At 68.2% G+C, this 23,174-nt stretch carries 24 protein-coding genes; 10 read left to right on the forward strand and 14 right to left on the reverse strand.

The window, feature by feature from the left end; translation table 11 throughout:
- Positions 1-12: 12 nt before the first annotated feature.
- The 8 genes from IE325_RS36730 to IE325_RS36765 all read right to left on the reverse strand — a co-directional run bounded on the left by IE325_RS36730 (position 13) and on the right by IE325_RS36765 (position 7,357).
- Positions 13-810 carry an ABC transporter permease gene (locus tag IE325_RS36730; protein WP_190074496.1) on the reverse strand — a complete coding sequence of 266 codons (798 nt, stop codon included), beginning with the start codon at positions 808-810 and terminating at the stop codon, positions 13-15.
- On the reverse strand, positions 797-1,579 hold the full coding sequence (locus tag IE325_RS36735; RefSeq protein ID WP_190074497.1) for a 2-aminoethylphosphonate ABC transporter permease subunit: 783 nt from the start codon (positions 1,577-1,579) through the stop codon (positions 797-799). Before IE325_RS36735 ends, IE325_RS36730 begins: the two co-directional genes overlap by 14 nt.
- Positions 1,572-2,633 carry an ABC transporter ATP-binding protein gene (locus IE325_RS36740; protein WP_190074498.1) on the reverse strand — a complete coding sequence of 354 codons (1,062 nt, stop codon included), beginning with the start codon at positions 2,631-2,633 and terminating at the stop codon, positions 1,572-1,574. Before IE325_RS36740 ends, IE325_RS36735 begins: the two co-directional genes overlap by 8 nt.
- Positions 2,630-3,304 carry a phosphonatase-like hydrolase gene (locus IE325_RS36745; protein ID WP_190074499.1) on the reverse strand — a complete coding sequence of 225 codons (675 nt, stop codon included), beginning with the start codon at positions 3,302-3,304 and terminating at the stop codon, positions 2,630-2,632. The genes IE325_RS36740 and IE325_RS36745 overlap by 4 nt, the downstream gene beginning before the upstream one ends.
- A gap of 5 nt (positions 3,305-3,309) precedes the next feature.
- Positions 3,310-4,434, reverse strand: a complete 1,125-nt coding sequence (locus IE325_RS36750) for a TIGR03364 family FAD-dependent oxidoreductase (protein WP_190074500.1) — start codon at positions 4,432-4,434, stop codon at positions 3,310-3,312.
- A gap of 141 nt (positions 4,435-4,575) precedes the next feature.
- The gene (locus IE325_RS36755) at positions 4,576-5,349 is read right to left on the reverse strand and encodes a GntR family transcriptional regulator (RefSeq protein WP_190074501.1); all 774 of its coding nucleotides are present in this window, start codon (positions 5,347-5,349) and stop codon (positions 4,576-4,578) included.
- Positions 5,350-5,398: 49 nt separating this feature from the next.
- On the reverse strand, positions 5,399-6,187 hold the full coding sequence (locus IE325_RS36760; RefSeq protein WP_229912276.1) for a hypothetical protein: 789 nt from the start codon (positions 6,185-6,187) through the stop codon (positions 5,399-5,401).
- A gap of 90 nt (positions 6,188-6,277) precedes the next feature.
- Entirely contained in the window at positions 6,278-7,357 is a 1,080-nt protein-coding gene (locus IE325_RS36765; RefSeq protein ID WP_190074655.1) for an ROK family transcriptional regulator, read from the reverse strand.
- A gap of 116 nt (positions 7,358-7,473) precedes the next feature.
- Between IE325_RS36765 and IE325_RS36770 the strand changes: the two genes are divergently transcribed.
- Entirely contained in the window at positions 7,474-8,541 is a 1,068-nt protein-coding gene (locus IE325_RS36770; protein WP_190074503.1) for a Gfo/Idh/MocA family protein, read from the forward strand.
- Positions 8,538-9,029, forward strand: coding sequence for a heme-degrading domain-containing protein (locus IE325_RS36775; protein ID WP_190074504.1), 492 nt, complete (start codon positions 8,538-8,540; stop codon positions 9,027-9,029). Before IE325_RS36770 ends, IE325_RS36775 begins: the two co-directional genes overlap by 4 nt.
- Before the next feature lie 84 nt (positions 9,030-9,113).
- Here the strand turns inward: IE325_RS36775 and IE325_RS36780 are convergent, their stop codons facing one another.
- The 4 genes from IE325_RS36780 to IE325_RS36795 all read right to left on the reverse strand — a co-directional run bounded on the left by IE325_RS36780 (position 9,114) and on the right by IE325_RS36795 (position 12,096).
- The gene (locus tag IE325_RS36780; protein WP_190074505.1) at positions 9,114-9,971 is read right to left on the reverse strand and encodes a fumarylacetoacetate hydrolase family protein; all 858 of its coding nucleotides are present in this window, start codon (positions 9,969-9,971) and stop codon (positions 9,114-9,116) included.
- A gap of 126 nt (positions 9,972-10,097) precedes the next feature.
- Positions 10,098-10,814 (reverse strand): YidC/Oxa1 family membrane protein insertase, encoded by a 717-nt coding sequence (locus IE325_RS36785; protein ID WP_190074506.1) that lies wholly within the window; start codon positions 10,812-10,814, stop codon positions 10,098-10,100.
- 116 nt (positions 10,815-10,930) lie between these two features.
- Positions 10,931-11,242, reverse strand: a complete 312-nt coding sequence (locus tag IE325_RS36790; RefSeq protein WP_190074507.1) for a DUF6412 domain-containing protein — start codon at positions 11,240-11,242, stop codon at positions 10,931-10,933.
- A 56-nt stretch (positions 11,243-11,298) separates the two neighbouring features.
- A complete protein-coding gene (locus IE325_RS36795; RefSeq protein WP_190074508.1) occupies positions 11,299-12,096 on the reverse strand; it encodes a class E sortase in 798 nt (265 codons plus the stop codon).
- 270 nt (positions 12,097-12,366) lie between these two features.
- Here IE325_RS36795 and IE325_RS36800 point away from each other — a divergent pair, with 270 nt between their 5' ends.
- The 5 genes from IE325_RS36800 (at position 12,367) to IE325_RS36820 (ending at position 19,515) form a co-directional block, all read left to right on the forward strand.
- Positions 12,367-13,839: a glycoside hydrolase gene (locus tag IE325_RS36800; RefSeq protein WP_190074509.1), complete on the forward strand. Its 1,473-nt coding sequence runs from the start codon at positions 12,367-12,369 to the stop codon at positions 13,837-13,839.
- Positions 13,840-13,889: 50 nt separating this feature from the next.
- Complete coding sequence (locus tag IE325_RS36805) at positions 13,890-14,267, forward strand: hypothetical protein (protein ID WP_190074510.1); 378 nt, start codon at positions 13,890-13,892, stop codon at positions 14,265-14,267.
- An 86-nt stretch (positions 14,268-14,353) separates the two neighbouring features.
- Positions 14,354-15,364, forward strand: a complete 1,011-nt coding sequence (locus IE325_RS36810; RefSeq protein WP_190074511.1) for an SEC-C domain-containing protein — start codon at positions 14,354-14,356, stop codon at positions 15,362-15,364.
- Positions 15,365-15,904: 540 nt separating this feature from the next.
- Positions 15,905-16,303, forward strand: coding sequence for a very short patch repair endonuclease (locus IE325_RS36815; protein ID WP_190074512.1), 399 nt, complete (start codon positions 15,905-15,907; stop codon positions 16,301-16,303).
- A 50-nt stretch (positions 16,304-16,353) separates the two neighbouring features.
- Positions 16,354-19,515 carry a DEAD/DEAH box helicase gene (locus tag IE325_RS36820; protein WP_190074513.1) on the forward strand — a complete coding sequence of 1,054 codons (3,162 nt, stop codon included), beginning with the start codon at positions 16,354-16,356 and terminating at the stop codon, positions 19,513-19,515.
- 12 nt (positions 19,516-19,527) lie between these two features.
- Here IE325_RS36820 and IE325_RS36825 read toward each other — a convergent pair whose 3' ends face one another.
- Positions 19,528-20,241, reverse strand: coding sequence for an ATP-binding protein (locus tag IE325_RS36825; RefSeq protein ID WP_308437702.1), 714 nt, complete (start codon positions 20,239-20,241; stop codon positions 19,528-19,530).
- Positions 20,242-20,379: 138 nt separating this feature from the next.
- On the opposite strand from IE325_RS36825, the gene IE325_RS36830 reads away from it, so the two are divergent.
- Both IE325_RS36830 and IE325_RS36835 read left to right on the forward strand, forming a co-directional pair.
- On the forward strand, positions 20,380-21,228 hold the full coding sequence (locus tag IE325_RS36830) for a helix-turn-helix domain-containing protein (protein WP_190074515.1): 849 nt from the start codon (positions 20,380-20,382) through the stop codon (positions 21,226-21,228).
- A complete protein-coding gene (locus IE325_RS36835; protein WP_190074516.1) occupies positions 21,225-21,431 on the forward strand; it encodes a DUF397 domain-containing protein in 207 nt (68 codons plus the stop codon). The genes IE325_RS36830 and IE325_RS36835 overlap by 4 nt, the downstream gene beginning before the upstream one ends.
- Here the strand turns inward: IE325_RS36835 and IE325_RS36840 are convergent.
- The gene (locus IE325_RS36840) at positions 21,424-21,999 is read right to left on the reverse strand and encodes a hypothetical protein (protein WP_190074517.1); all 576 of its coding nucleotides are present in this window, start codon (positions 21,997-21,999) and stop codon (positions 21,424-21,426) included. The two genes, IE325_RS36835 and IE325_RS36840, sit on opposite strands and share 8 nt — an antisense overlap.
- 102 nt (positions 22,000-22,101) lie before the next feature.
- Here IE325_RS36840 and IE325_RS36845 point away from each other — a divergent pair, with 102 nt between their 5' ends.
- Positions 22,102-23,136 carry an SRA domain-containing endonuclease gene (locus IE325_RS36845; protein WP_190074518.1) on the forward strand — a complete coding sequence of 345 codons (1,035 nt, stop codon included), beginning with the start codon at positions 22,102-22,104 and terminating at the stop codon, positions 23,134-23,136.
- Positions 23,137-23,174 lie beyond the last annotated feature (38 nt).

The following is a 23,174-nucleotide window of genomic DNA, read 5'->3' on the forward strand; positions in this document are numbered from 1 at the left end:
GGGGTGTCGGGATCAGCGGTAGGAGGCTCGGGTCCGGATGCGGGAGACGGCGTAGAGCGCGAGCAGGGTCGCCGTCATCAGGACCACCGCGAGGGCGGATCCGGCGAAGAGGGAGCCGCGGTCGGTGGCCGCGTAGATCAGGACGGGAAGCGGGGTCCAGTCGGGCGGGTAGAGCATCATCGTGGCGCTCAACTCGCCCATGGACAGGGCGAAGCAGAGGCCGGCGGCAGCAGTCAGCGAGGGCAGGAGCAGGGGGAGCCTGACCCGCCACAGGACGTAGGCGGGCCGGGCGCCGAGGGAGGCGGCGGCCTGCTCATAGGCCGGGTCGAGGCGGCTGAGGGCGGCGGACACGGACTGGTGGGCGAAGGCGGTGACCAGGACGGTGTGGGCGAGGATCACGATCCAGCGGGTGCCGTTGAGCAGGAACGGCGGCTCGGAGAAGGCGACCAGGATCGCGAGCCCGACGACCACGGACGGGACGGCGACCGGGAGGACGAACAGGGCGTCCATGACCCGGCGATGGCTCTTCTTCAACGCGGCGGCGGCCAGCGCCGCCCACGTCCCGACGACCAACGCGAGCACGCTCGCCGCGACCGCCGTTAGCAAGCTGGTGGTGAGGGCCTGGAGGGCCTCGCCGCGGGTGGCGGTCGCGTAGTGCCCGGTGGTGAAGCCGGAGGGCAGCACGCCCGACCAGTTGGTGGCGAAGGAGGCGCCGAGAACGACGAGGAGGGGAAGCGCGAACAGCGGCAGGAAGAGAACGAGGAACAGGAGCCATACGGCCCACCGCGCCCCGCGGCTATGCACCAGCACGGCGGCTCACCACCCGGTAGAGGGCGTAAAGGCCCACGGAGATCAGGACGTTGACGACGGCGACCACACAGGCGCCCGGGTAGTCGGACTCCAGGATCGCCTTGCTGTAGACGAGCATCGGCAGGGTCGTGACGCCTTTCGCGCCGGTGAACAGGACGATCCCGAACTCGTTGAGACAGAGGACGAGCACGAGGCTGCCGCCTGCGGCGAGGGCGGGCAGCGCCTCCGGAAGGATCACCCGGCGGATGATCCGAAGGGGGCGCGCGCCGAGCGAACTGGCCGCCTCCAGCTGGGCGGTGTCGAGTTGGGAGAAGGCCGCGAGGAGGGGTCGTACGACGAAGGGCGTGAAGTAGGTGACCTCGGCGAGGAGTACGCCCCAGGGGGTGGTGAGGAACTGGAAGGAGCCGACGATGCCGGTCGTGCCGTAGATGAACAGCAGGGCGAGGGTGATCAGGAAGGAGGGGAAGGTGAGGAAGACGTCCACGAAGCGCGCGACGATTTTGGCGCCCGGGAACGGCACGAAGGCGATGATCAGCGCGAGCAGGAAGCCGAGGACGAGGCAGCCGGCGGTGGAGGCGACGGCGATCCAGACGGTGGTCCAGAGGGCCTCGCGGAAGGCGGCGGAGGCGAAGACGTCGGTGTAGGGCTGGAGGGAGGTGCCGCCGGAGTCGGGTTGGAAGGATTGCTGGACTACGAGGGTGAGGGGGTAGAGGAAGACGAGGGCGAGGAGGGCGACGGGTGGGAAGGCCCACAGCAGCCTTCTAGTCATGGCGGGCTCCGGCGGTCAGGAGTACCGCATCGTCTGGGGAGAAGTGCAGGGTCACTTCGTCCCCATGGGCAGGCGGCTCCTTGAGTTCCCGCAGATCCGCGATCACCCGGTGACCGTCCACCTCCACGTACAGCCGATGCGTGGCCCCGCGCCACTGAATCTCCCGTACGGTCCCGGAGATCCGGTTCGGCCCGTCGCCCAGGCCGACGAGATGGGGCCGTACGCACAACACCGCGGCCTCCTCCGGAACCGGCCCCGACACCTCGAGCCGACGCTCGCCGAAGCGAACCCCCTGCTCCCCCACAGTCACCGGCAACAGATTCGCCCCGCCCACGAACGACGCCGTGAACTCATTGGCAGGCGCCCGGTACAGCTCCCTCGGCGTCCCGCAAGCCCGCAACCGCGCCCTGTCCATCACCGCGATCCGATCGGCGAGGGTCAGCGCCTCGACCTGGTCGTGGGTGACGTAGAGGATGGAGACCTCAGGCAACTCCCGGTGCAGCCGGGCGAGTTCGGCGAGCATGCCCGAGCGCAGGCGGGCGTCGAGAGCCGACAGGGGCTCGTCGAGGAGGAGGACGCCGGGGCGGATGGCGAGCGCGCGGGCGATGGCGACGCGCTGCTGCTGGCCGCCGGACAGCTCGCGGGGGTATCGGCGCCCGTAGGCCGCCATCCCGGTCATCTCCAGGGCCTCGGCGACCCGCCCCCGTATCTCGCCCCTCGGCACCTTCTGCGCCTTCAGTCCGAAGGCGACATTCTCCTCGACCCGCATGTGCGGGAACAGGGCGTACTGCTGGACGACCATCCCGATGCCACGGCGGTACGGCGGCAGGTCGGTCACGTCCCGCCCGCCGAGGAACACCCGCCCGGAGGCGGGCCGTACGAACCCGGCGACCGCACGCAGCGCGGTTGTCTTGCCGGATCCGGACGGCCCGAGCAGGGCCATGACCTCGCCGGGCTCGACGGTGAGGTCGAGGGAGTCGAGGACGACGTTGCCGTCGTAGGCGACCGTCACCGAGTCGAAGCGGATACCGCGGAAGGGGATGTCGCCCTTCATGTGAGGACTCCCGGCAACTCCGCGACGGAGCCGAGCACATGGGTCGCCCCGGCCGCCCGCAGCGCGTCCGCGTCGTGCGCGCCGGTCAGGACCCCGGCGACGACACCCGCACCCGCGCGGACACCGCTGAGCATGTCGTACGAGGTGTCGCCGACGACCGCCACCTCACGGACGGAGTCGACGGCCCGCGTCCGTAGGAAGGCGGTGAGCACCATGTCCGGATACGGCCGCCCCCGGCCCCCGGCGTCCGCGGGGCACAGCGTGAGCGGCACCAGGTCCTGCCAGCCAAGGGCGGCCAGGATCGCGTCCTGGGTGGGGCGCGCGAAGCCGGTGCTCAGGACGACGGTACGGCCCTGGGCGGTGAGCTCCTCGATGGCCTCGCGCGCACCGGGCAGGGCGGCGACTTCGCCACCGTCGACCAGTTCGGCGTACGCGGCCTCGAAGGCCTTGTTGGCGGCCTGCGCCCGCGCCTCCTCGCCGAACAGATGCCGGAAGACGGCGATCTTGGACTCGCCCATGGTGGCGCGGACGTGGTCGATACCGTCCTCGGGGTCGGCGCCGACGTGCCGCGCGGCGGCCGCGAGGGCCCGCTCGACCAGGCCGCCGTCGGCGACGGTCGTACCGGCCATGTCGAGGACGACCAGCCGGATGTCCCGGATGTGTTCTGCCATGTCTGTCACCAGCCCAGTTCGTTCGCGGTCGTCTCGGCTATCGCGGGCGAGCAGGTCATGCCGCGCCCGCCGGGCCCGGTCACCAGCCACACCCCGTCCCGTACCTGCTGCCGGTGCACCACCCGCGTCGGGTCGGTGCACTGCGCGTACACCCCGGCCCAGCGGCGCCGGACCTTGGGCAGCGGGCGGCCGAGGAGGGACTCGACGACCTCGGTGAGGTGGTCGTAGGGGTCCTCGACGGTGTCGAAGGCGAAGGGGTGCTCGTATTCGTGGGTGTCGCCGATGGTCAGTCCGCCGTCGGCGCGCTGCACCATCAGCAGCTGCATACGGTGCGCGGCGGCGGTCTCGGCCTGTGGCTGACGGGCGTTGAGGTCGTCCAGTGCGGCGGAGCCGTACGCCGGGTAGTAGCGGAAGCTGTCCGCGTCGGCGACCGAGGTGGTGAGCGGTTCGCCGAGCGGGTCGGTCTGCATCATCTGGAGGCGGACGCGGCGCACGGGGAGTTCGGGTCCGGCCAGCTCGCGGACGAGGCCGCCTAGCCAGGCGCCGGTGCAGAGGATGACGGCGTCGCCGGTGTGCACGTCGCCGTGGTCGTCACGGACGGAGCCCACGCCGATGACCTCACGGACCTCCCGGCCCGGCCTGAAGGTGTAGTTCGGGGACTTCAACAGCTCGGCGCGCAGGGCGAGTTGGGCGGTGCGCGGCTCCACGGCGGCGTCGCGCTCGCAGTACAGGGCGGCGGTGAACTCGCCGCGCAGGGCGGGGTTCAGGGCCCGTGCCTCGTCGGGGGTCAGCAGTTTGTGGCCGCGGGCGGCGGCGTCCTCGCGGGCCACGGCGGCCTCGGCGACGGCGAGTTCGAGGTCGCCGCGGACGGGGGTCAGGGAGCCGTTCGGCCGGAAGCCGAGCCCCGGCACCCGCCCCCCGATCTCCTCCCACAGCTCCCGGGCCCGCAGCGCGGTGTCGAGTTCCTCGCCGCCCGCGCGTCCGCTCACCCAGATCTGCCCGAAGTTGCGCAAGGACGCGCCGCGAGCCTCCGCCTCGCGCTCGATCTGTACGACCTCATGGCCGCGTTCCACTGCTTGCCAGGCGTGCATGGTGCCCACCACGCCGGCTCCGACGACTATCACTCTCACGACGGCCACGCTCCTCGGGATCGGGGAACCGGAAAGGTCCGGCTGCCAACGAGAGCGTGAACTGGCTATCACATTTGGGCTAGACCCGTTATCTCTTCGTGATATTCAGGGACGTGCGAAACACGGTGATTTCCGGACGTTTCAGCCGTCGAGATGGGCGCTGAACGAGAACCGGTCCCCCCGGTACAACGTCCGCACCCGCTCCAGCGGCTCCCCCTCCGTGTCCCGTGAGACACGGTGGATCAGCAGCATCGGCAGGGCGGGCGGGGTCCCGATGAGCAGGGCCTCGCGCGGGGTGGCCAGCACGGTCTCGATGCGCTCGTCGGCGTCGCCGAAGCCGATGCCCTGGCGGTGGAGGAAGGCGTAGAAGGAGGAGTCGGGGTCGAAGTCGACGTCCAGTCGCGGCACCCGGGCCACGGCGACGTAGGTGCTCTCCAGGCCGACCCGCTCGTCGTCGGCGAGCAGGACGCGCTCCAGGTGCCAGACGGGGGCGCCGCGTTCGAGGCCGGTCTCGGCGGCGAGGGCGGCGGGGCAGGGGAAGCGGTCGAGGGTGACGAGGGTACGGCCCGGGGTGCGGCCCTGGCGGCGTACGCCCTCGGTGTAGCTGGCGAGGGACAGGGGCTGTTCGAGCTTGGGCCCGGCGACGACGGTGCCCCGCCCGCGCCGCCGCAGCTTGCCCTCCAGGACCAGTTCGCGGATCGCCTGCCGGACGGTCTCGCGGGCGACCTCGTACTCCTCGGAGAGGTCGCGCTCGGTGGGCAGCGGGTCGCCCTCGCCGAGTGCGCCGATGAGCTGATCGAGCCGGGCCTTGACCGCGTAGTACTTCGGGATGCGGCCGTGCTCGGGGATGCCGTGCCGCACGGGCGCGCCGGGGGCCTGGTCGGTCGGGTAGGTCGGATAGTCCGGGTAGTCCACGCAGGGATCGTCGCAGACTGGGTGGGGCGGCTTCGCCCCGGTGGGGGCCTCAGCGGCGTTTGCGTGCGACCAGCAGGGCGGCGCCGGTCAGCAGGAGGGCCAGGGTGGCGGCGAAGGTGACGGCCGGGGGTGAGGTGAGGCCGGTGCGGGCGAGTTCGTCGGCGAGGGTGAGCTCGCCCCGGGCCGGGTCGCTGCCGGGTGTCGGTGAGGCGTCGGGGTCGGCCGGGTGGGCCGATGCCTCACGGTCGGCGGGGTCGGTCGGGGCCGCCGTACCGGACGGCTCGGCCTCGATCCTGAAGCGGTAGTCGTTGGACTGGCCGACCCAGTCGCCGTCGCCCTCGTGCCGCTGTACGACGGCCGCGTTCGCGGTGACCTCGTTCGGTACGGCGTCCGAGGTGACGGCCAGCCGGACCTTCACGGTGATCGTCTTGCGGGGCCCCACGGTGAAGCCGGGGAAGCCGTCGAAGGCGCCGACGAGTTCGTCCCGGTCGGTGGTCTCGAAGCGCACGGAGCGGGGCTCGGCGTCGCGGCGGTCGTAGAACTCCAGGCGGGGCTGCGAGGGCCGCAGGGCGCGTTTGCCGTCGACGAGGACCACCACGGGGTGGATGTCGGTGCAGGTCCGGGTGGTCCTGTTGGTGAGGTCGAGGTACCAGGTGCCGAATCCGCCGCCGGCCGCGTAGGAGGCGGGGCCGCCGTGCAGACGGGTGGTGAGGGGGAAGGCCCCGTCGCCGGTGGCGCATCCGGGGAGCGAGGCGGGCGGTTCCGCGCGCACCGGGGGCGCCGCGGCCAGGAGGGCGGCGGCTGCGAGACAGACGGAGGCGGGTGAGTGCAGTCGCATGAACACATGACCATGCCGGACGGGAGCGGTCGCGCGGTGGAGCCATTCCGTACGGCTCGGCAAGTCCGCTCGATCAGCGGAAGCCCCTCGTCACCCCTCCGCCCGCCCGAACAGCGGCGCCAGCAACAGCTGTGCCGCCCCCTCGGCTACCCCCTGCCCCGCGCCGGAGGCGACCCGTACAGGTACCGCATCGCTGCCGGCACGCCGGGCACGTTCGGCGAGGACGGCGGCGACTCCGCGCACGTACGTCTCAGGCGCGACGGCGACGGTACGGCCGCCCAGCAGGACGAGGTCCACATCGAGCAGGGCGACCAGGTTGCCGGCCGCGGTGCCGAGCACCCGGGCCGCCTCCGCCACATCGCCGCGCGCGACGGCGGCCAGGCACAGCGCCTCGACACAGCCCCGGTTGCCGCACCCGCAGGGCGGCCCGTCCAGCTGGACGACCTGGTGCCCGAACTCCCCGGCTCCCGTACGGGTGCCCCGGTGCACGGTCCCGTCGATCACGAGCCCTCCGCCGAGCCCGGCCCCGAAGTGCAGGTAGGCGAAGGACGTACCGGACCCGGCCCCTCCGCCGACGGCGAGCCCGAGCGCGGCGGCGTTGGTGTCCTTGTCGACCACAACCGGGAGCGACAGCCGCCGCGCGAGCACGTCCCGCAGCGGAAAGCCGTTCCACTCCGGGAACCCGGTGACCCGGTGCAGCACCCCACTCCGATGATCGAGCGGCCCGGGCAACGCCACCCCGGCGCCGAGCACGACACCCGCCCGGCCGCCCCCGGCCACCAGCTCCCCCACCTCACGCACGGCCCGCTCGACGACCGTCTCCGCACCGGCCCCCAGATCCAGCGGGGCGCTCCGCCGCGCCACCACGGCGCCGGTCAGATCACAGAGCACGGCCGTCAGCTCGTCCCGGTCAAGATGCACGCCGAGTGCGTGCCCGGCCTCCGGCACGAGCCGCAGCACCGTGCGCGGCTTGCCGCCCGTCGACGCCCGGTGCCCCGCCTCCGCCGCGAGCCCGTCCTCGCGCAGCCGTGCGGTGATCTTGCTGACGGCCTGCGGGGTGAGGCCGGTGCGCTCGGCGAGTTCGAGCCGGCTGATGCCCTCGGGTCCGGCGGTGCGCAGCAGATCGAGCACCAGCGCGCTGTTGTGGCTGCGCAGGGCGCCGAGCCGCATCGAGGTGCGGCCGGCCCGCGTGGCCCCGGCATCACCGGCTCCGTCTTCCGTCCTGTTCACGTCCCCATTGTCCTCGGCGCTTGCACTTTCGCAACAGCGTTGCGAAAGTGGGGTGCATGACCGCTATTCCCCTCCGCGTCGGCCTTGTCGGCTACGGCCTGGCCGGCTCCGTCTTCCACGCTCCGCTGATCGCCACCACCGAGGGGCTCGCCCTGGACACGGTGGTCACATCGAACCCCGAGCGGCAGAAGCAGGCCCTCGCCGAGCACCCGGACGTACGCGTCGCCGCCACGCCCGACGAGCTGCTCGCCCGCGCCTCCGACCTCGACCTGCTCGTCGTCGCGTCCCCCAACAAGACGCACGTCCCGCTCGCGACGGCCGCTCTCAGGGCCGGCCTCCCGGTCGTCGTCGACAAGCCGATCGCCGGCACCGCGGCCGAGGCGCGCGAGCTGGCGGCCCTCGCCGAGGAACGCGGCCTGCTCCTCTCCGTCTTCCAGAACCGCCGCTGGGACAACGACTTCCTGACGCTCCGTAAGCTCCTCGCCGAGGGCGAACTGGGCGACGTTTGGCGCTTCGAGTCCCGCTTCGAACGCTGGCGTCCGCAGACCAAGGGCGGCTGGCGGGAGTCCGGCGACCCGGCAGAGATCGGAGGTCTGCTCTACGACCTCGGCAGCCATGTCGTCGACCAGGCACTCGTCCTCTTCGGCCCCGTCACACAGGTGTACGCGGAGGCCGTCGTCCGCCGCCCCGGCGCCGAGACGGACGACGACACCTTCATCGCCCTCACTCACGCGAACGGCGTCCGCTCCCACCTCTACGCCTCCGCCACGACCGCCCAACTCGGCCCGCGCTTCCGGGTGCTGGGCTCGAAGGCGGGTTACGTGAAGTACGGCCTGGATCCGCAGGAGGCGGCACTGCGGGACGGGGAACGCCCCGGACCCGGCTGGGGACGGGAACCGGAGTCCCTGTGGGGCCGGGTGGGCGCCGGGGACTCCCCGCTGACCGGCGGCGGCCGCGTCGAACCCACCCTCGCGGGCGACTACCCCGCCTACTATGCGGCCGTGGCGAAGGCCCTGCTGGACGGCGGCCCCAACCCGGTGACCGCCCTGGAGGCGGCCACCGCCCTCGACGTACTGGAGGCGGCCCGCCGCTCAGCCCTCGACGGAACGGCGGTGCAGCTGTGACCACCCAGAAATTCCACCCGGAGCTCACCCCGCCCCTGGAGGAGCTGGAGGCCCAGGAACGCCGCCTGGTCTTCCCCCGGTTCACCCACGACGACGCCTGGGCCCTGGGCTGCCTCCTGGTCGAGCTGGCCCGCGAGCGCGAAGCCCCCGTCGCCATCGACATCCACCGCGCCGGCCAGCAGCTCTTCCACGCGGCCCTGCCGGGCTCCACGCCCGACAACGACGCGTGGATCGCCCGCAAGCGCCGGGTGGTGGAGCGCTACGGCACGTCCTCCTACATCGTCGGCGCCCGCTTCCGCGCCAAGGGCACGACGTTCGAGGACTCGTCCCGCCTGGACCCCGATACGTACGCGGCGCATGGGGGTTCGGTCCCGATCAACGTGGAGGGTGTCGGGGTGATCGGGGCGGTGACGGTGAGTGGGCTGCCGCAGCTGGAGGACCACAGGATGGTGGTGGAGGCGGTGGAGCAGTTCTTGGACAAGGGCTGAGAAGAGGCTTTTAAGGGGCGCGGGGAACTGCGCGAGAAGCCACGACGAGCTCGCACCCGCCGTACATCGCGCAGTCCCCACCCCTCAGGCGTCTTTGAACTCCTGCCGCTGACGACCAAGCCCCTCGATCTCCAGCTCCACCACATCCCCGGCCCGCAGATACGGCTTCGGCTCGGGCGCCCCCATGGCCACCCCCGCCGGCGTCCCCGTATTGATGACGTCCCCGGGATAGAGCGTCATGAACTGACTGACATACCGCACGACCTCTGCCACCGGAAAGATCTGCTCGGCCGTAGTCCCGTCCTGCTTCAGCTCCCCGTTGACCCACAACCGCAGGCCGAGACTCTGCGGATCCGGCACCTCGTCCGCCGTCACCAGCCACGGCCCCAGCGGATTGAACGTCTCGCAGTTCTTGCCCTTGTCCCAGGTCCCGCCCCGCTCGATCTGGAACTCCCGCTCGGACACGTCGTGCGCCACCGCGTACCCGGCGACATGCGCGAGGGCCTCCTCGGCCGACTCCACATACCGGGCCGTACGCCCGATGACGACGGCGAGCTCGACCTCCCAGTCGGTCTTGGTGGACCGCCTCGGCACGAGCACCGTGTCGTTCGGGCCGACGACCGTGTCCGCGGCCTTGAAGAAGATGACCGGCTCGGCGGGCGGCTCGGCCCCGGTCTCGCGGGCGTGGTCGTGGTAGTTCAGGCCGATGCACACGACCTTGCCGATACGGGCGAGCGGCGGCCCGACGCGCAGCCCGTCCGCGTCCAGCGCGGGCAGCTCACCGCCCTCCGCGGCGGACCGGATCCGCCCCAGCGCCGCATCGTCGGCGAGCAGCGCGCCGTCGATGTCCGGGACGACACCGGAGAGGTCGCGCAGGACGCCCTCGGCGTCGAGCAGCGCGGGCGTCTCCGCTCCCGCCGTACCGACTCGCAGCAGCTTCATGATCACAATCTCCCTCGATCGCGGGGCGCCCGCCGACGGGTGCAGCCATCGGAGGACTGGTCGATCCTCCAAGGTCGACGCCCAGTCCGCAATACCCGGTTCACGTACTGGACCGTAGGCAGGGACCTACCGGTACAGCGCGGCCCGCTCCACCGCACTCCACGTCGTGCTGGTCACCACATACAGCGCGGCGGCCAGCGGCACCACCGCCACGGTGAAGAGCGTGAAGAAGGACATGAACGGCATGACCTTGGTCATCGCCCCCATCCCGGGAACCGGCTGCTGTCCATCAACCACCGGCATCGCCGGATTCGCGGCCATCATCCGCTTCGTACGGCGGAAATTGAACGCGGCGACACCGGCGACGACCACGAACAGCCCGACGTACACGAGACCCGCCGCCCCGAACACACCGCCGTCACCGAGCGCGTCCGCCCAGCGGTCCCCGAGGGGCGCGGCGAACAACTGGTGGGACAGCAGCTCGTTCGCCTTGCCGCCGATCGTCGTGTTCGAGAACAGGTGGTAGAGCAGGAAGAACGCGGGCAGCTGGAACAGGCTGGGCAGACATCCGGACAGCGGCGACACCTTCTCCGCGCTGTGCAGCTCCATCACGGCCCGCTGGAGCTTCTCGGGGTTCTTGCCGTGCTTCTTCCGCAGCTCGGCGATCTTCGGCTGCAGCTCGGCGCGCGCCTTCTGCCCGCGCGCGGCGGCCCGGGACAGGGGATGCACCAGCAGCCGTACGAACGCGGTGAACAGGACGATCGCGGCGGCGGCCGCGGTGGCGCCGAACAGCGGGTCGAGGAGATCGGCCAACTGCTGAACAAGGTCGGCGAAAACGGACATGGGTGAGCCCTCCGGGGGTCTCGTCGTGCCGGATTGGAGAGAGCTGCCGGGAAACGGCAGGGCGGCATGACGACCCGCGCGGGGTCACAGAGGTGAGCCGGGTGGCTGTGTGTGCCCTACGCGGCGGTCGCCGGGAGGGCGTGTCCGGGCGCCCTGGGCCGTGGCCGGCCAGAGGCATCGGGGTCGCGTTGCGGCAGGAAGGCCGTACGGCGGGCCCGGTCGCGGATGGCCGTACGCACTCGGGTGGGCGCGACGGCGGGCGCGGAGCGCGAGACGAGGAGGGAGCAGACGGCGAACGCGGATCCCGCGGCGGCGGTCGCCGCGAGGGCGACGGTCGCGGAAAGGCTGCCGGTGTCGAGCAGCACGACTTCGAGGAAGAGCAGCACCATCGCGGTGACGGGACGCAGACTCGCCCGGTTTCGCATCATCGGTACCCCTCCCCTCGTACGGCTCGATCCTGACTCATCACGCGCTGGACCTGATGTTACCGGGGCCGCATGGAGAGCAGCTTGCCCCACACCACCAACCGGTACTTGGACGTGTACTCCGGCGTGCAGGTGGTGAGCGTGAGGTAGTAGCCGGGTTCGGTGTAGCCGTACCCGGGTCTGACCTCGGAGCGTGGGACCGGCCGGATGACACCCCCGTCACGAGCGGCCGTCTGCGGCAGGGTCCGGTCGACGGCGTACGTGTACGTCGCGCTCCGCGTCTCGACCCGGACGGTGTCCCCGGCCCTGAGCCGGTTGATGTACCGGAACGGCTCGCCGTGGGTGTTGCGGTGCCCGGCGAGGGCGAAGTTGCCCGCCTGGCCGGGCTGCCCGGTGCCGGGGTAGTGGCCGACGTAGCCCTTGTTGAGGACGCCGCTCTTGGCTACGCCCTCGGCCACGGGGACGCGGAGGGCGAGGCGGGGGATGGAGAGGATGGCGTAGGCCTGGGACCAGTCGGGGGTCGGGGCGGGGGCGGCGGTGGGCGCGGGCGGGGGCCCGTTCCGTCCGTTCCCGGTGTCGGGCGGCGGGGCCGTCGTCGCCGGTGGGGCCGTCGTCGCCGGTGGGGCCACCGCCGTACGGGAATCACCGCCTCCCCCGTCCCAGGACCGCTCCAGCGCCCGGACCTCCCGTTCGGCGCCCTCCCTGGCCTCCCGGTTGGTCCACCACACCTGATGCACGACGAGCAGCAGAAGCAGCACCCCGACGGTGACGAGCACCTCCCCGCCACCCCACAGCACCCGCCACCGCAGGGCACGCCGCCGAAGCGCGCTGTGCCGCACGACGCGAACCCGCACCATCGGTGAGCCTCCTCCGCCGGGGCCGCCCGCACGATAAGGGCCGGGGCGCGAGGTCTCCAGACCCGTGCGCGACCGGTCCGCACAGGGCCGGGGTACCGGGCCGGTGTCCGGTACCCCGAACACTTCCTCCACAGGTTTGAGAAAGGGCTGTCGGAACCCTCGACAACCTCACCCGCCACACCTGATGCTTCCTGTCGGCATGAACGGGACAGGCCACGACGCCGGTTCGACGACGACCGGCCGCCGGCCGTTGAACGAAGCGGAGAAGTCATGATCAGACGCAGAACTCTGCTGGCGGCGACAGGCGGCGCCGTCCTCGGCGGCGCCCTGGCGACGGGCACCGCACACGCGGACGCCACCATCGCCGTCAACCCCGGTACGTCGTACGGCACTTGGGAGGGCTGGGGCACCTCCCTCGCCTGGTGGGCCAACGTCTTCGGAGCCCGCACCGACTTCGCGGACCTCTTCTTCACCACCAACTCGGTCACCTACAACGGCACGGCCCTCCCCGGCCTCGGCCTCAACATCGCCCGCTACAACCTGGGCGCATGCAGCTGGAACACCGTGGGCGGCGAGACGATGGTCAAGTCCGCCAACATCCCCGGCTTCAAGCAGATCGAGGGCTTCTGGCAGGACTGGAACAACGAGGACCCCACGTCCTCGGCCTGGGACTGGACGGCGGACGCGAACCAGCGCTCGATGCTGCAGAAGGCGACGGCGCGTGGCGCGATCACCGAGCTCTTCGCCAACTCCCCCATGTGGTGGATGTGTTCCAACCACAACCCGTCCGGCGCGGCGGACGGCGGCAACAACCTCCAGACCTGGAACTACCGCCAGCACGCCTCACACCTGGCGGCGACGGCCCTGTACGCGAAGCAGAACTGGGGCGTGAACTTCGCGACGGTCGACCCGTTCAACGAGCCGGCCTCCACCTGGTGGACCGCCACCGGCACCCAGGAGGGCTGCCACATGGACCCGGCGGTCCAGGCGGCCGTACTCCCGTACATGCGCAGCGAGTTGGACAAGCGAGGCCTGTCGGGGATCCGCATCTCATCCTCGGACGAGACGAACTACGACACGGCCCGCTCCACGTGGTCATCCTTCAACTCCGCGACGAAGGCTCTGGTCAGCCAGGTCAACGTGCACGGCTACCAGGGCTCGGGAGGCCGCCGCGACCTCCTCTACACGGACGTGGTGACGACGTCGGGCAAGAAGCTGTGGAACTCGGAGACAGGCGACAGCGACGCCACCGGCTACAACTTGGCCTCGAACCTCCTCTACGACTTCCGCTGGCTGCACCCGACGGCGTGGTGCTACTGGCAGGTGATGGACCCGTCGACGGGCTGGGCGATGATCGCGTACGACGCGAACACGCTCCAACCCACCACAGTCCAGACCAAGCACTACGTAATGGCACAGTTCAGCCGCCACATCCGCCCCGGAATGCGCATCCTGGACACAGGCGTCAGCTACGCGGCAGCGGCCTACGACCCCTCCGCCCGCCGCCTGGTGATAGTGGCCCTGAACACATCGACATCCGCCCAGACGCTGACCTTCGACCTCTCCCGCTTCACCACGGTGAGCGGCGGCTCGGGCGGCCTGGTCCCGCGCTGGAACACGGTGACGACGGGCGGCGATCAATACCGGTCGTACTCGAACACGTACCTGAGCGGTAAGTCGGTGGCGGTGCCGTTCGCGGGCAAGGCGGTGCAGACGCTGCAGGTGGACGGTGTGGTGATCTGACCCGACAGGCAGGACGCAACCGCGGACGCTGACGGAACGTCGTGCGTCACATGATGACGAAAGCGGAAGATCGCGGGCCCCGAACCGCCCACGGCCGAGCCCTCCTGGCCCCCGCCCTGGCCAACCTGGCCATCGGGATACCCGCGATCATCCCGCTCTACCTGACGTACTGGCTGCTGACCCGCTACGCCCCCTCGGACTGCGAAGCCTTCGCACCCACACCGCCAAGCGCGACGAACTGCGACTACCACACACTCGACCACGCACCGGTGGTGATGTTCCTGCTGGCACTGACGGGAGCGGTACTGGTACTCCTGGCGCTGAGGGTGAACGTAAGACCCCATGGCCGGGGCTCGACGAGATGGCTGGCGATGACGCCCCTGATCCTGGTCCCGTTCCTGACCTTGCTGTGCCTGGCCAGAACCTGAGCCCCGCCCCTCCACCAGGCAATATCTGCACCCTGTTCCCTCCTCTGTTCTCCGCTCCGCCACCCCTGGGCAGTACGGTGTCCCCCATGCGCCCCGACACGCCTGCCGAAAACGTCGACCACACCGCCGAGGCGGCACGCCTGGAGCGAACCGCCGGCCTCTACCCCGAGGACGCCGAAGCCCTGCTCCTGCGGGCCGCGGCCCACCTGGAACTGTCCGGCGACCGCCCCGCCGCGACCGCGCTCTACGACCGCCTCCTGTCGTCACCCGCCCCCTTGGACGACCCTCACCTGGTACGAGCCCTGAAGGCCTCGAACCTCTGGGAGTACGGCCATGAGGCGGAGGCCAGGGCGATCATCGACGGCGTCAGGTCAGCGGCCCCCCGCGACCCGGCCCCCTGGGTGATCATCGCGGAGGCGCTGGAGTCCCACGACGAGCTGGAACAGGCGCAGGAAACATTCACAGAGGGCGTCACCCTCCTCCTGACGGACGTCCCGGAGCCCCCGTACTCCACACACCCCTTGCTCTTCGGCCGCCACCGCGTACGCCGCATGCTGGGCGCCCCCCACGACGAGTGGGACACCTTCGCGGACACCCTCCACTCGATGCCGGTCTCCCTGGACGAACTCCACGACCCGAAGCGGGTGTGGTCCCTCGGCTCGGACAACCCGGCGGAACTGGAGGCGGAGATCTCACGCCTGCGCGCGGAACTGGGCGCATTCAGGGAGGCCCTGTCCCGCCCGTTCCCGGTGGCGGTCCTGCACTGGCCGGAAGCCGAACTGACGGAACTGACGGCGGCGTACCCGTCCCTGTCCTCCGAGTACCCGTCCCACGACGACCACCTGACGACGATAGAGAACTCCCTCCGAGAACTCTCAGCCTCCGGCACCCCGAACCTCGGCATCGTCACGGGCACGGTCCCGTCCTACGAGGCCTTCGCAGCCTCCGAGCTCTCCTCCCCGGAGGACACGACGCTGCTGCCGCAGTACGCGACGACGCTGGCGGCACGGGGGCGGGCGGTGGCTTGGCCTCCGCAGCGGGGGGCGGTTTGTTGGTGTGGGTCGGGGCGGGTTTATGGGGAGTGCCACGGGTCGTAACCGCAGGCAGGCCTGACCCACGCTCGTCCCGGACCGGCCTCAGCGCGACCCCACCACGCCCCACCCACCGCACGCCGCTCAACCCACCCGGCGTGCCCCCGAGACGCCAATGCGCCCCCGACTCCGCCCCGCCACCCAACCGACCCCACCGCCAACCAACCTTGGCCACCCGCCTCTCCGGGCCGCCCGCTCGCTTCTCCACCGTGCTGGAGCGGGCCGGGTCAAGGGTGGCCCGGAGGGCCATCGGCGCAGCCGACGCGGAACGCAGCGCAGCGGAGTGGAGCGCCCTTGAGGCGGCTCGCGGAAGCACGACACTGGCCAAGAAGCGGGCGGACCCAACGGTGCGCAGAAAATCCGTCCAGCGACCACATGGCCAGCCGCGCGAAGGTTTGAGCTCAAACTTGGATCTACGGCCACCGGCATCGACCCATTCAGTGGCCGGAGCGCAGTCTCACGACTCCCACCTCACCGCCCTCCGTCCGTCGGCACAATGCTCAGATGCCACGTGCTGTTCCTTCCTCCCCCAGCGTCTCCGCCCGCATGAGCCGCCAGAGCTCCCGCGACACTGTCCCCGAGGTCGCGGTCCGGAAGATCCTGCACGCCGCAGGATGGCGTTACCGAGTAAACGTCCCAGTGCCCGACATGCCTCGCCGCACGATCGACATCGCCTTCCCCAAGGCCAAGATCGCGATCTTCCTGGATGGTTGCTTCTGGCACGGCTGCCCCGAGCACGCCACACAGCCGAAAGCAAACGCTGAGTGGTGGCGAACAAAGCTCGGCAACAACATGGCTCGCGATCTTGAGACGACAGAGCACCTCACCGCGGCCGGATGGAAGGTCCTCCGCTTCTGGGAGCACGAGCGGCCAGAGGACGTTGCCCATCGAATTGCCGCGCATGCACGCAGCTCACTCACCGACCGAAACCGACGTTCTCCATGAGGGCTCTCAGTGTCACCTGCTAAAACTGAGCCATTGCTGTGTGTGAGGGAATGGGGAACAGCGTGGCTCAGCCGGGGGATCTGTCGCAGCCTGTTGCGGGTGTCTACGAGGAACTCGTCACCCAACGCATGCAAGGACAAATGGCGCAGCTCAGCGCAGCAGGTTGGAGAGCCATCGATGATGAGGTCAGCGAAGAATCGTCACCTCATGTACTGGCTCGTCACATCAGTCAGGCCGTGAGCCGGCGGCTCAGCCAGCTGCCCCACGACCAGCGTGTCGCCGTAGCCAACCGGATCATCGAGTCACTCTCATCCAACTCGGCCGACTTCGGAGGCAGTGACACGGCCGACCTCATCGCCGATGGCCCTCGCCAACTCCTCGCCCTTGCGGAGAAGGAAGCCCCTGGTGTCTACGCGATGCGTCCGCTGACACCTCTCTCCGAGACCGCCCTCATAACCAACTCTCCCGAGGACCCGAGTCTCGGCAGTGAGCTGCGCGCTGAGCTGGCCACGGCAGATCGCATCGATCTGCTCTGCGCCTTTGTGAAGTGGTATGGCCTGCGTGTACTCGAAGACTCTCTCCGCGCCGCCAGAGACCGCGGTGTCAAGATTCGAGTCATCACGACCACCTACATCGGCGCAACCGACCGTCACGCGCTCGACCGACTCGTCCGCGACTTCGGCGCCGAGGTGAAGGTCAACTACGAGACCCGCTCGACACGGCTCCATGCGAAGGCCTGGTTGTTCCGACGCGAGAGCGGTTTCGACACGGCTTACGTAGGCAGTTCCAACCTCTCGAAAGCCGCGCTGCTCGACGGCCTGGAGTGGAACGTGCGCCTTTCGTCTGTGGCCACTCCGGTCGTGCTCAACAAGTTCGAGGCCACCTTCGACGCGTACTGGAATGACATCGCTTTTGAGTCGTACGACCCCGATCGCGACGCCCACAAGTTGGACGAGGCCCTGACCGTGGCGGGCGGTACGCAGGCCAGCCAGGACACCAAGATCAGCCTCTCTGGCCTTGAGGTTCGACCGCACCCGCACCAGGCCGACATGCTGGAGCGACTGCGCGTCGAGCGTGAGGTACGCGGCTACCAGCGCAATCTGCTTGTCGCCGCTACTGGTACGGGCAAGACAGTCATGGCCGCGCTTGATTACCGCAACCTGTACGAGGAGTGGGGTGGCAAGCAGCACCCACGGCTGCTCTTTGTGGCCCACCGCAAGGAGATCCTGAGGCAGTCACTCCGCATGTACCGCGAGGTACTCGATGACGCATCCTTCGGCGAACCACTCTTCAGCGGCGCGCTACCGCGTGATTGGAAGCATGTCTTCGCCAGCGTTCAGTCGCTCACCGACCAGCGACTCGACCAGTTCGACCCGGGACACTTCGACATCATCGTCATCGACGAGTTCCATCACGCCACGGCTTCGACGTATCGCCGCGTTATCAACCACTTCAAGCCGAAGCAACTCCTCGGCCTCACCGCCACTCCCGAGCGCGCGGACGGCCTGAATGTGCAGGACGAGTTCTTCGAAGGCCGAATCGCAGCCGAGATGCGGTTGTGGGAGGCCCTGGATAACGATCTCCTGTGCCCGTTCCACTACTTCGGTGTGCCGGACGGCACCGATCTGACACGTCTTAGCTGGCGCTCGGGTACCTACGACCAGAGCCAGCTCGGCGACTTGTTCTCGGCCGACACTGCACGGGCGCGTATTGTCATCAAACAGGTGCGGGACAAGGTGTCCGATCCGATGAGCATGCGGGCACTCGGCTTCTGCGTCAGCAGGAAGCACGCTCACTTCATGGCGAAGTGCTTCCGGGACGTTGGCTTCAAGGCCGAGGCCTTGGACAGCGCATCGCGGCCCGAGGTCCGTGACCATGTGCTGTCCCAGCTCAAGGCTGGAGAGATCCAAGTCATCTTCTCCGTAGACCTCTTCAACGAGGGCTTGGACATCCCCGACGTCGATACGCTGCTCCTCCTGCGCCCCACGAACAGCGCCACCGTCTTCCTTCAGCAACTCGGTCGAGGCCTACGCCGCACGCCGGACAAGCCCGTGCTCACAGTGCTCGACTTCATCGGCCAGCACCGAGCCGAGTTCCGGTTCGAGGAGCAATTCCGCGCGATGACCAACCTGTCACGCAACCGGCTCCTTGAGCACGCCGAGCATGACTTCCCACTGCTGCCCTCCGGCTGCCAGATCATCCTTGAGGGCAAGTCCAAAGATCTTGTCCTGGATAACATCCGCACCCAGATCAAGGCGACAGTCCAGACCCTCGCCAAAGAGGCCAGGGCCTTCGACACGCCGCTCCTCGCCGACTACCTCAAAGAGAGCCGCCGGGAAATCCGGGAGCTGTACAAGTCGAGCAACTCGTGGACGACGGTCCTGCGCCGCGCCGGTTTGTCCGACCTACCTGAACAAGCCGACGAACAAGACCTGTTGAAGCGTGTGCACGCCTTCCTCCACGTCGACGACCGCGAACGCGCCGACGCATACGCGCGCCTGCTGAACGATGACGCCCCGCCGTACGACTCACTCAGCGAGAAGGATCAGACGTACGCACGCATGCTGTTCTTCAACCTCTGGGACAAGGCCGGCGGGTTCACTTCCTACGCCGAGGGGCTTGAATCGCTGCGCGAGCAGCGAGCCTTCCGTAGCGAGCTGCGCCAAGTACTCGACCACGTGATGGGGTATGCCGACCACTTCCCCCTCCCACTGCAGGGCCCGCATGCGCATATCCCGCTGAAGATCCACAGCGCATACAACCGCTCGGAGATCCTGGCCGCACTCGGTGTGGCCCGCCTCGGCGGTCAGATGCCCGGCTCCTTCGCGCAGGGCGTTCTGTGGGATGAGCAGAATCAGACCGACGCGTTGCTGATCACCCTTGAGAAGAACGAGAAGGACTTCTCCCCCACGGTCCGGTACAAGGACTACGCGCTGAGCCCTTCCCTCTTCCATTGGGAGTCGCAGAGCACGACCGCAGCCACCTCTCCCACCGGTCTGCGCTACCAGCAGCACGAGCAACGCGGCAGCCACGTCCTGCTGTTCATGCGGCGCTACAAGGACACCGACATCGGCAAGGCACAGCCCTGGATGCTGCTCGGCCCGGCAACGTATGCCGGCCACGAAGGCAGCAAGCCCATGGCCATCACGTGGCGGCTGCATGATGAGCTACCTGCAGATGTGTGGTCGTACTCGGGTATCACCGCGGGCTGAGCAACTCGGCGCTCACGCGATCTCGCCGAGCTCAGCCTCGAAGTGAGTCTGTGCTCGGTCGAGTACGTCATCGGGGTCATGTCCGTGTGCATGCAACCAGTGCAGTACGTCCGCCATGACCCCGACGGCAGCCTCTTCTGCTGCTGCCGCGCCGAGCACACTGCCACGGCCGGACTGGACTTTCTCGCGGGGCAGTTGCCAGGATCCGTACAGATCGAGGATGGCCCCGGCGCGTGTGACATGAGGGGCGATCGTCGTGCCGCAAGCGACAGCAGTGTCCGTGGCGAGCTCACACCACACCACCTTCCTATCGCCTTGGACGGACACGCCCCAGCGGTGATCCGTCAGGGTGTCGACGAGCGCCATTCCTCGGCCCGACTCCAGTGCACTGCTGACGGTGAGCAGTGTGGGCAAGGCACGGGTGTCGGGGTCCGTAACCTCCAAACGGAGATACGGCCCGTTGAGCGCTGCGCGCAGCGTGCTGGGGGTTCCTTCGCCGACGTGCCGGATCACATTGGTCACCAGCTCTGACATGCAGATTTGCGCTGCGTCAACATGATCGGGGAGCCCCCACAGAATGAGTCGGAGCTTCAACGTCCGTCTCAACTCCGCGAGTTCACTCGGCTGGGCAGCGAACTTGTGCACCCAGGGCTCTCGCCCAACACAATCGCTCACGTAGATCACCTTCGACCACCCCTCACGCGCTTTGTTGCGCACGGTGCTCACGCCAATGACTCTCAGTGACAGAGTCGCAGTGCAACTCTCGCCATGCAACATGCACGAAGGGATTCCCTCGTTAGAGTGATTGGCCTTTCAGCCCGCTTCCGATGGGATGGAACATCCGCTACCCCACGAGGAGTTGCCATGTCTGGATCCCCCACAGCTCGCCGTCGCCGCCTTGCGATCGAGCTCAAGCGATTGCGCGACGAGAGCAGCCTGACGTGCAGCCAGGTAGGCAAGGAGTTGGACTGGAGCAGTTCCAAGGTCAGCCGCATGGAGACGGGACAAGGACGCGTCCAGCCCTCGGATGTCGATGCCCTGTGCCGCCTCTACGGGACTGCGGATGAACTGCGTGAACTTCTGAAGTCGCTGGCCAAGGAGTCCAAGACAAAGGGGTGGTGGCACGCACACAGCAACGCGATCCCCGCCTGGTTCTCTGTGTACGTTGGTCTCGAACAGGCGGTTTCCGACCTGCGTACCTATCAAGCCGAGTTCATCCCCGGCCTCCTACAGACCAGCGAGTACGCAGCCGAGCTGAGCCGCGCATGGGTGGATCACACCCCCGACGACATTCAACGCATGGTCGACGTCCGGATGCGGCGACAAGAGCTCCTCACCAGCGAGAGCGCGCCTGATCTATGGGCAGTCGTGCACGAGAGCGCCTTGCTGCATACGGTCGGGAGCCGCGAAGTCATGGCCAGCCAGCTCGAACGTATGCTGGAAATCCAGAAGTTGAAGAACGTGACCGTCCAGGTGCTGCCGTTCAACGCAGGCGCCTATCCCACCACCGGGTCGTTCACGATCCTCGGCTTCCCGGAGCAGGAGGACCCGGACGTGGTCTATCGAGAGGGACTTACCGATTCGGTCTACCTCGAAGAGCCCAAGGACGTGGCCCTCTACACGAAGGCATTCGATCACCTCAGGGCCTTGGCACTGAGTCCTCAGCGATCGATCTTGCTCATCACAAGACTCTTGGAGGAGAACTCTCGATGATGCTGCCGTCGAGCATCCCGTGGCGCCGAAGCAGCTACAGCAACGGCATGGGCGGCGAATGCCTGGAAGTAGCCGAACTCGCCGAAGCGATCAGGGTCCGCGACTCCAAAGCCACGTCAGGACCGCAAATCACCCTGAGCACTGCTACATGGCAGGATTTCATACGCGCCCTGGCCGGCCGCATGGAAGAATCTGTTACCTGACTGGCTGCAACGGATTACGAATGATTTCTCCTGCTCCCTGGAGGAACGAGGCGTAAACCTGGGTCATCTCGCTCCTAGCCTGGTCAAATCCGGACCAGTCCACGCTCGGGCTTGAAGAACTTCCTCCCGCCACCTGCATCAAGGCGCCCACAGCCGCCATCGACTTCCCCGTCATGGCGTAAGCCAGCGCATTCGCCTCGTTTGGCCCCCACAGAGCCAACTGGCTTGTTTTTGCCTTGAGCTCAACGGTGCGCTCACGAAGTTCACGTCCCGTCGCCTCATCAAGTCCGGCCCCACCCCGCACCTCAGGTGTGATACGTACGAGCACTTCATCCAAAGCGGCATAGGCCTCAAGGAGGGCAGCGAAGGCCTGATGCCGCTGACTACGCACCCACTGCCAGTGCTCCGCCGCCGCCTGTCCGTGCACCTGAGCCAAGGCTGCCTCAACTGCTTTGCGCCCACCGGCTTCGGCTCCGCGCTTGGCGTACATCCCGGCGATGAACGCACCGATGACGGCAGCCGCGAAGGCGATTACTGCCGCGACGACTGTCCCCGTCGAGTCACTCATCGCGCCATCCTCGCCCGGATGCGGCGCTGCCACAATGGTCTTCCTACGTAACGTGCACAACTCTCAGCACTCTGTGAGCTCTGAAACCATTAGCCTCGGATCATGACGACACCCACGGCCGGCTTCGCGCCTGGCGACATCCTCACGCGTGCACAGATCCACCCCGTCCTCGGCGGCAGCAGCTTCCAGGGAATCTGCCCAGCCGTAGAAAAACGCAACGTTCTCATATTCTCCGACAGTAAAATAGGTAAGCGCTATGGGTATCGGGATGGATGGCTCGCCGAGAACGATGCATCGGGACCCATATTCACATATACCGGAGTCGGGCAACGCGGCGACCAGACCTTAGACGGCGGAAATGCCGCTATTCTGAACCACGCAAATATGGGGCGCACTCTGCACGTCTTCGTCGCGGTGGGCAATGTTCCAGGAACTGGTACGCGAAAGCACAAATATATAGGAGAATTCAAGGTTGACGAGCGCACACCGTACGACATACGGGAAGCCAAAGATGAATTGAATCATGACCGCAATGTCATCGTCTTCCGACTTCGCCCCACCGGCCCGTTCATACGGGAGGATTCCGACACCCTGCCATTGGCCAGCCGCTCCCGGATACGATTTCAGTCGACCGCAGGGCGCGTCGCTCGGGCATACCGCCGCCAGAGGCGTCAGCGTCAACCGCAAACTGAGACTACCCGAATAGAATCGATCCGTGACGAACTGGCGGATGCATTCGAAGCGCACGAGAGCGCAGCCGGGATGGACATAGGGCAGATGGAGCTGTCCCTCCAGAACTCGACTGATCAGATCTCATTCGAGATCTACAACCAGACGAACCACACGGTTTACCAGCCCACGGGCAGTGCAGCACCCGAATCAATCACTCAGGCTCTGGCTCAACTGCTTCATGCACAGCGTCATTTAAAAGACCTTGTTCCCGACCAGCCCTTCCACCTGATGATGCTTACACCTGCGCTCCCCCGAGAGGACCTCCGCGGCTTGCTAGCCGACCACGGAATTGGCCTCGTATACCGCAACGACAATGGCGGATTCTCTGAGTTCGCGGGAAGCACGCCTATGAGCAGCGATGCTCGATCGTTCCGCTGTTTGAACTGTCCCGTACCCGCCGCGTAGGGATTCCGTAACGAGCAACCTCGCTTGCGCGCAATCCG

It is taken from the genome of Streptomyces lanatus, from assembly GCF_014655715.1.
Lineage (GTDB): Bacteria > Actinomycetota > Actinomycetes > Streptomycetales > Streptomycetaceae > Streptomyces > Streptomyces lanatus.

Bases quoted from the DNA above. Each gene is read 5' to 3' on its own strand.
- IE325_RS36760 (WP_229912276.1), bottom strand. From the start codon at position 6,187: ATGCGACTGCACTCACCCGCCTCCGTCTGTCTCGCAGCCGCCGCCCTC.
- IE325_RS36785 (WP_190074506.1), bottom strand. From the start codon at position 10,814: ATGTCCGTTTTCGCCGACCTTGTTCAGCAGTTGGCCGATCTCCTCGAC.
- IE325_RS36745 (WP_190074499.1), bottom strand. From the start codon at position 3,304: ATGGCAGAACACATCCGGGACATCCGGCTGGTCGTCCTCGACATGGCC.
- IE325_RS36830 (WP_190074515.1), top strand. From the start codon at position 20,380: ATGTCTGGATCCCCCACAGCTCGCCGTCGCCGCCTTGCGATCGAGCTC.
- IE325_RS36800 (WP_190074509.1), top strand. From the start codon at position 12,367: ATGATCAGACGCAGAACTCTGCTGGCGGCGACAGGCGGCGCCGTCCTC.
- IE325_RS36840 (WP_190074517.1), bottom strand. From the start codon at position 21,999: ATGAGTGACTCGACGGGGACAGTCGTCGCGGCAGTAATCGCCTTCGCG.
- IE325_RS36810 (WP_190074511.1), top strand. From the start codon at position 14,354: ATGCGCCCCGACACGCCTGCCGAAAACGTCGACCACACCGCCGAGGCG.
- IE325_RS36735 (WP_190074497.1), bottom strand. From the start codon at position 1,579: ATGACTAGAAGGCTGCTGTGGGCCTTCCCACCCGTCGCCCTCCTCGCC.
- IE325_RS36815 (WP_190074512.1), top strand. From the start codon at position 15,905: ATGAGCCGCCAGAGCTCCCGCGACACTGTCCCCGAGGTCGCGGTCCGG.
- IE325_RS36765 (WP_190074655.1), bottom strand. From the start codon at position 7,357: ATGCGGCTCGGCGCCCTGCGCAGCCACAACAGCGCGCTGGTGCTCGAT.
- IE325_RS36770 (WP_190074503.1), top strand. From the start codon at position 7,474: ATGACCGCTATTCCCCTCCGCGTCGGCCTTGTCGGCTACGGCCTGGCC.
- IE325_RS36740 (WP_190074498.1), bottom strand. From the start codon at position 2,633: ATGAAGGGCGACATCCCCTTCCGCGGTATCCGCTTCGACTCGGTGACG.
- IE325_RS36820 (WP_190074513.1), top strand. From the start codon at position 16,354: ATGGGGAACAGCGTGGCTCAGCCGGGGGATCTGTCGCAGCCTGTTGCG.
- IE325_RS36780 (WP_190074505.1), bottom strand. From the start codon at position 9,971: ATGAAGCTGCTGCGAGTCGGTACGGCGGGAGCGGAGACGCCCGCGCTG.
- IE325_RS36845 (WP_190074518.1), top strand. From the start codon at position 22,102: ATGACGACACCCACGGCCGGCTTCGCGCCTGGCGACATCCTCACGCGT.
- IE325_RS36805 (WP_190074510.1), top strand. From the start codon at position 13,890: ATGATGACGAAAGCGGAAGATCGCGGGCCCCGAACCGCCCACGGCCGA.
- IE325_RS36790 (WP_190074507.1), bottom strand. From the start codon at position 11,242: ATGATGCGAAACCGGGCGAGTCTGCGTCCCGTCACCGCGATGGTGCTG.
- IE325_RS36795 (WP_190074508.1), bottom strand. From the start codon at position 12,096: ATGGTGCGGGTTCGCGTCGTGCGGCACAGCGCGCTTCGGCGGCGTGCC.
- IE325_RS36835 (WP_190074516.1), top strand. From the start codon at position 21,225: ATGATGCTGCCGTCGAGCATCCCGTGGCGCCGAAGCAGCTACAGCAAC.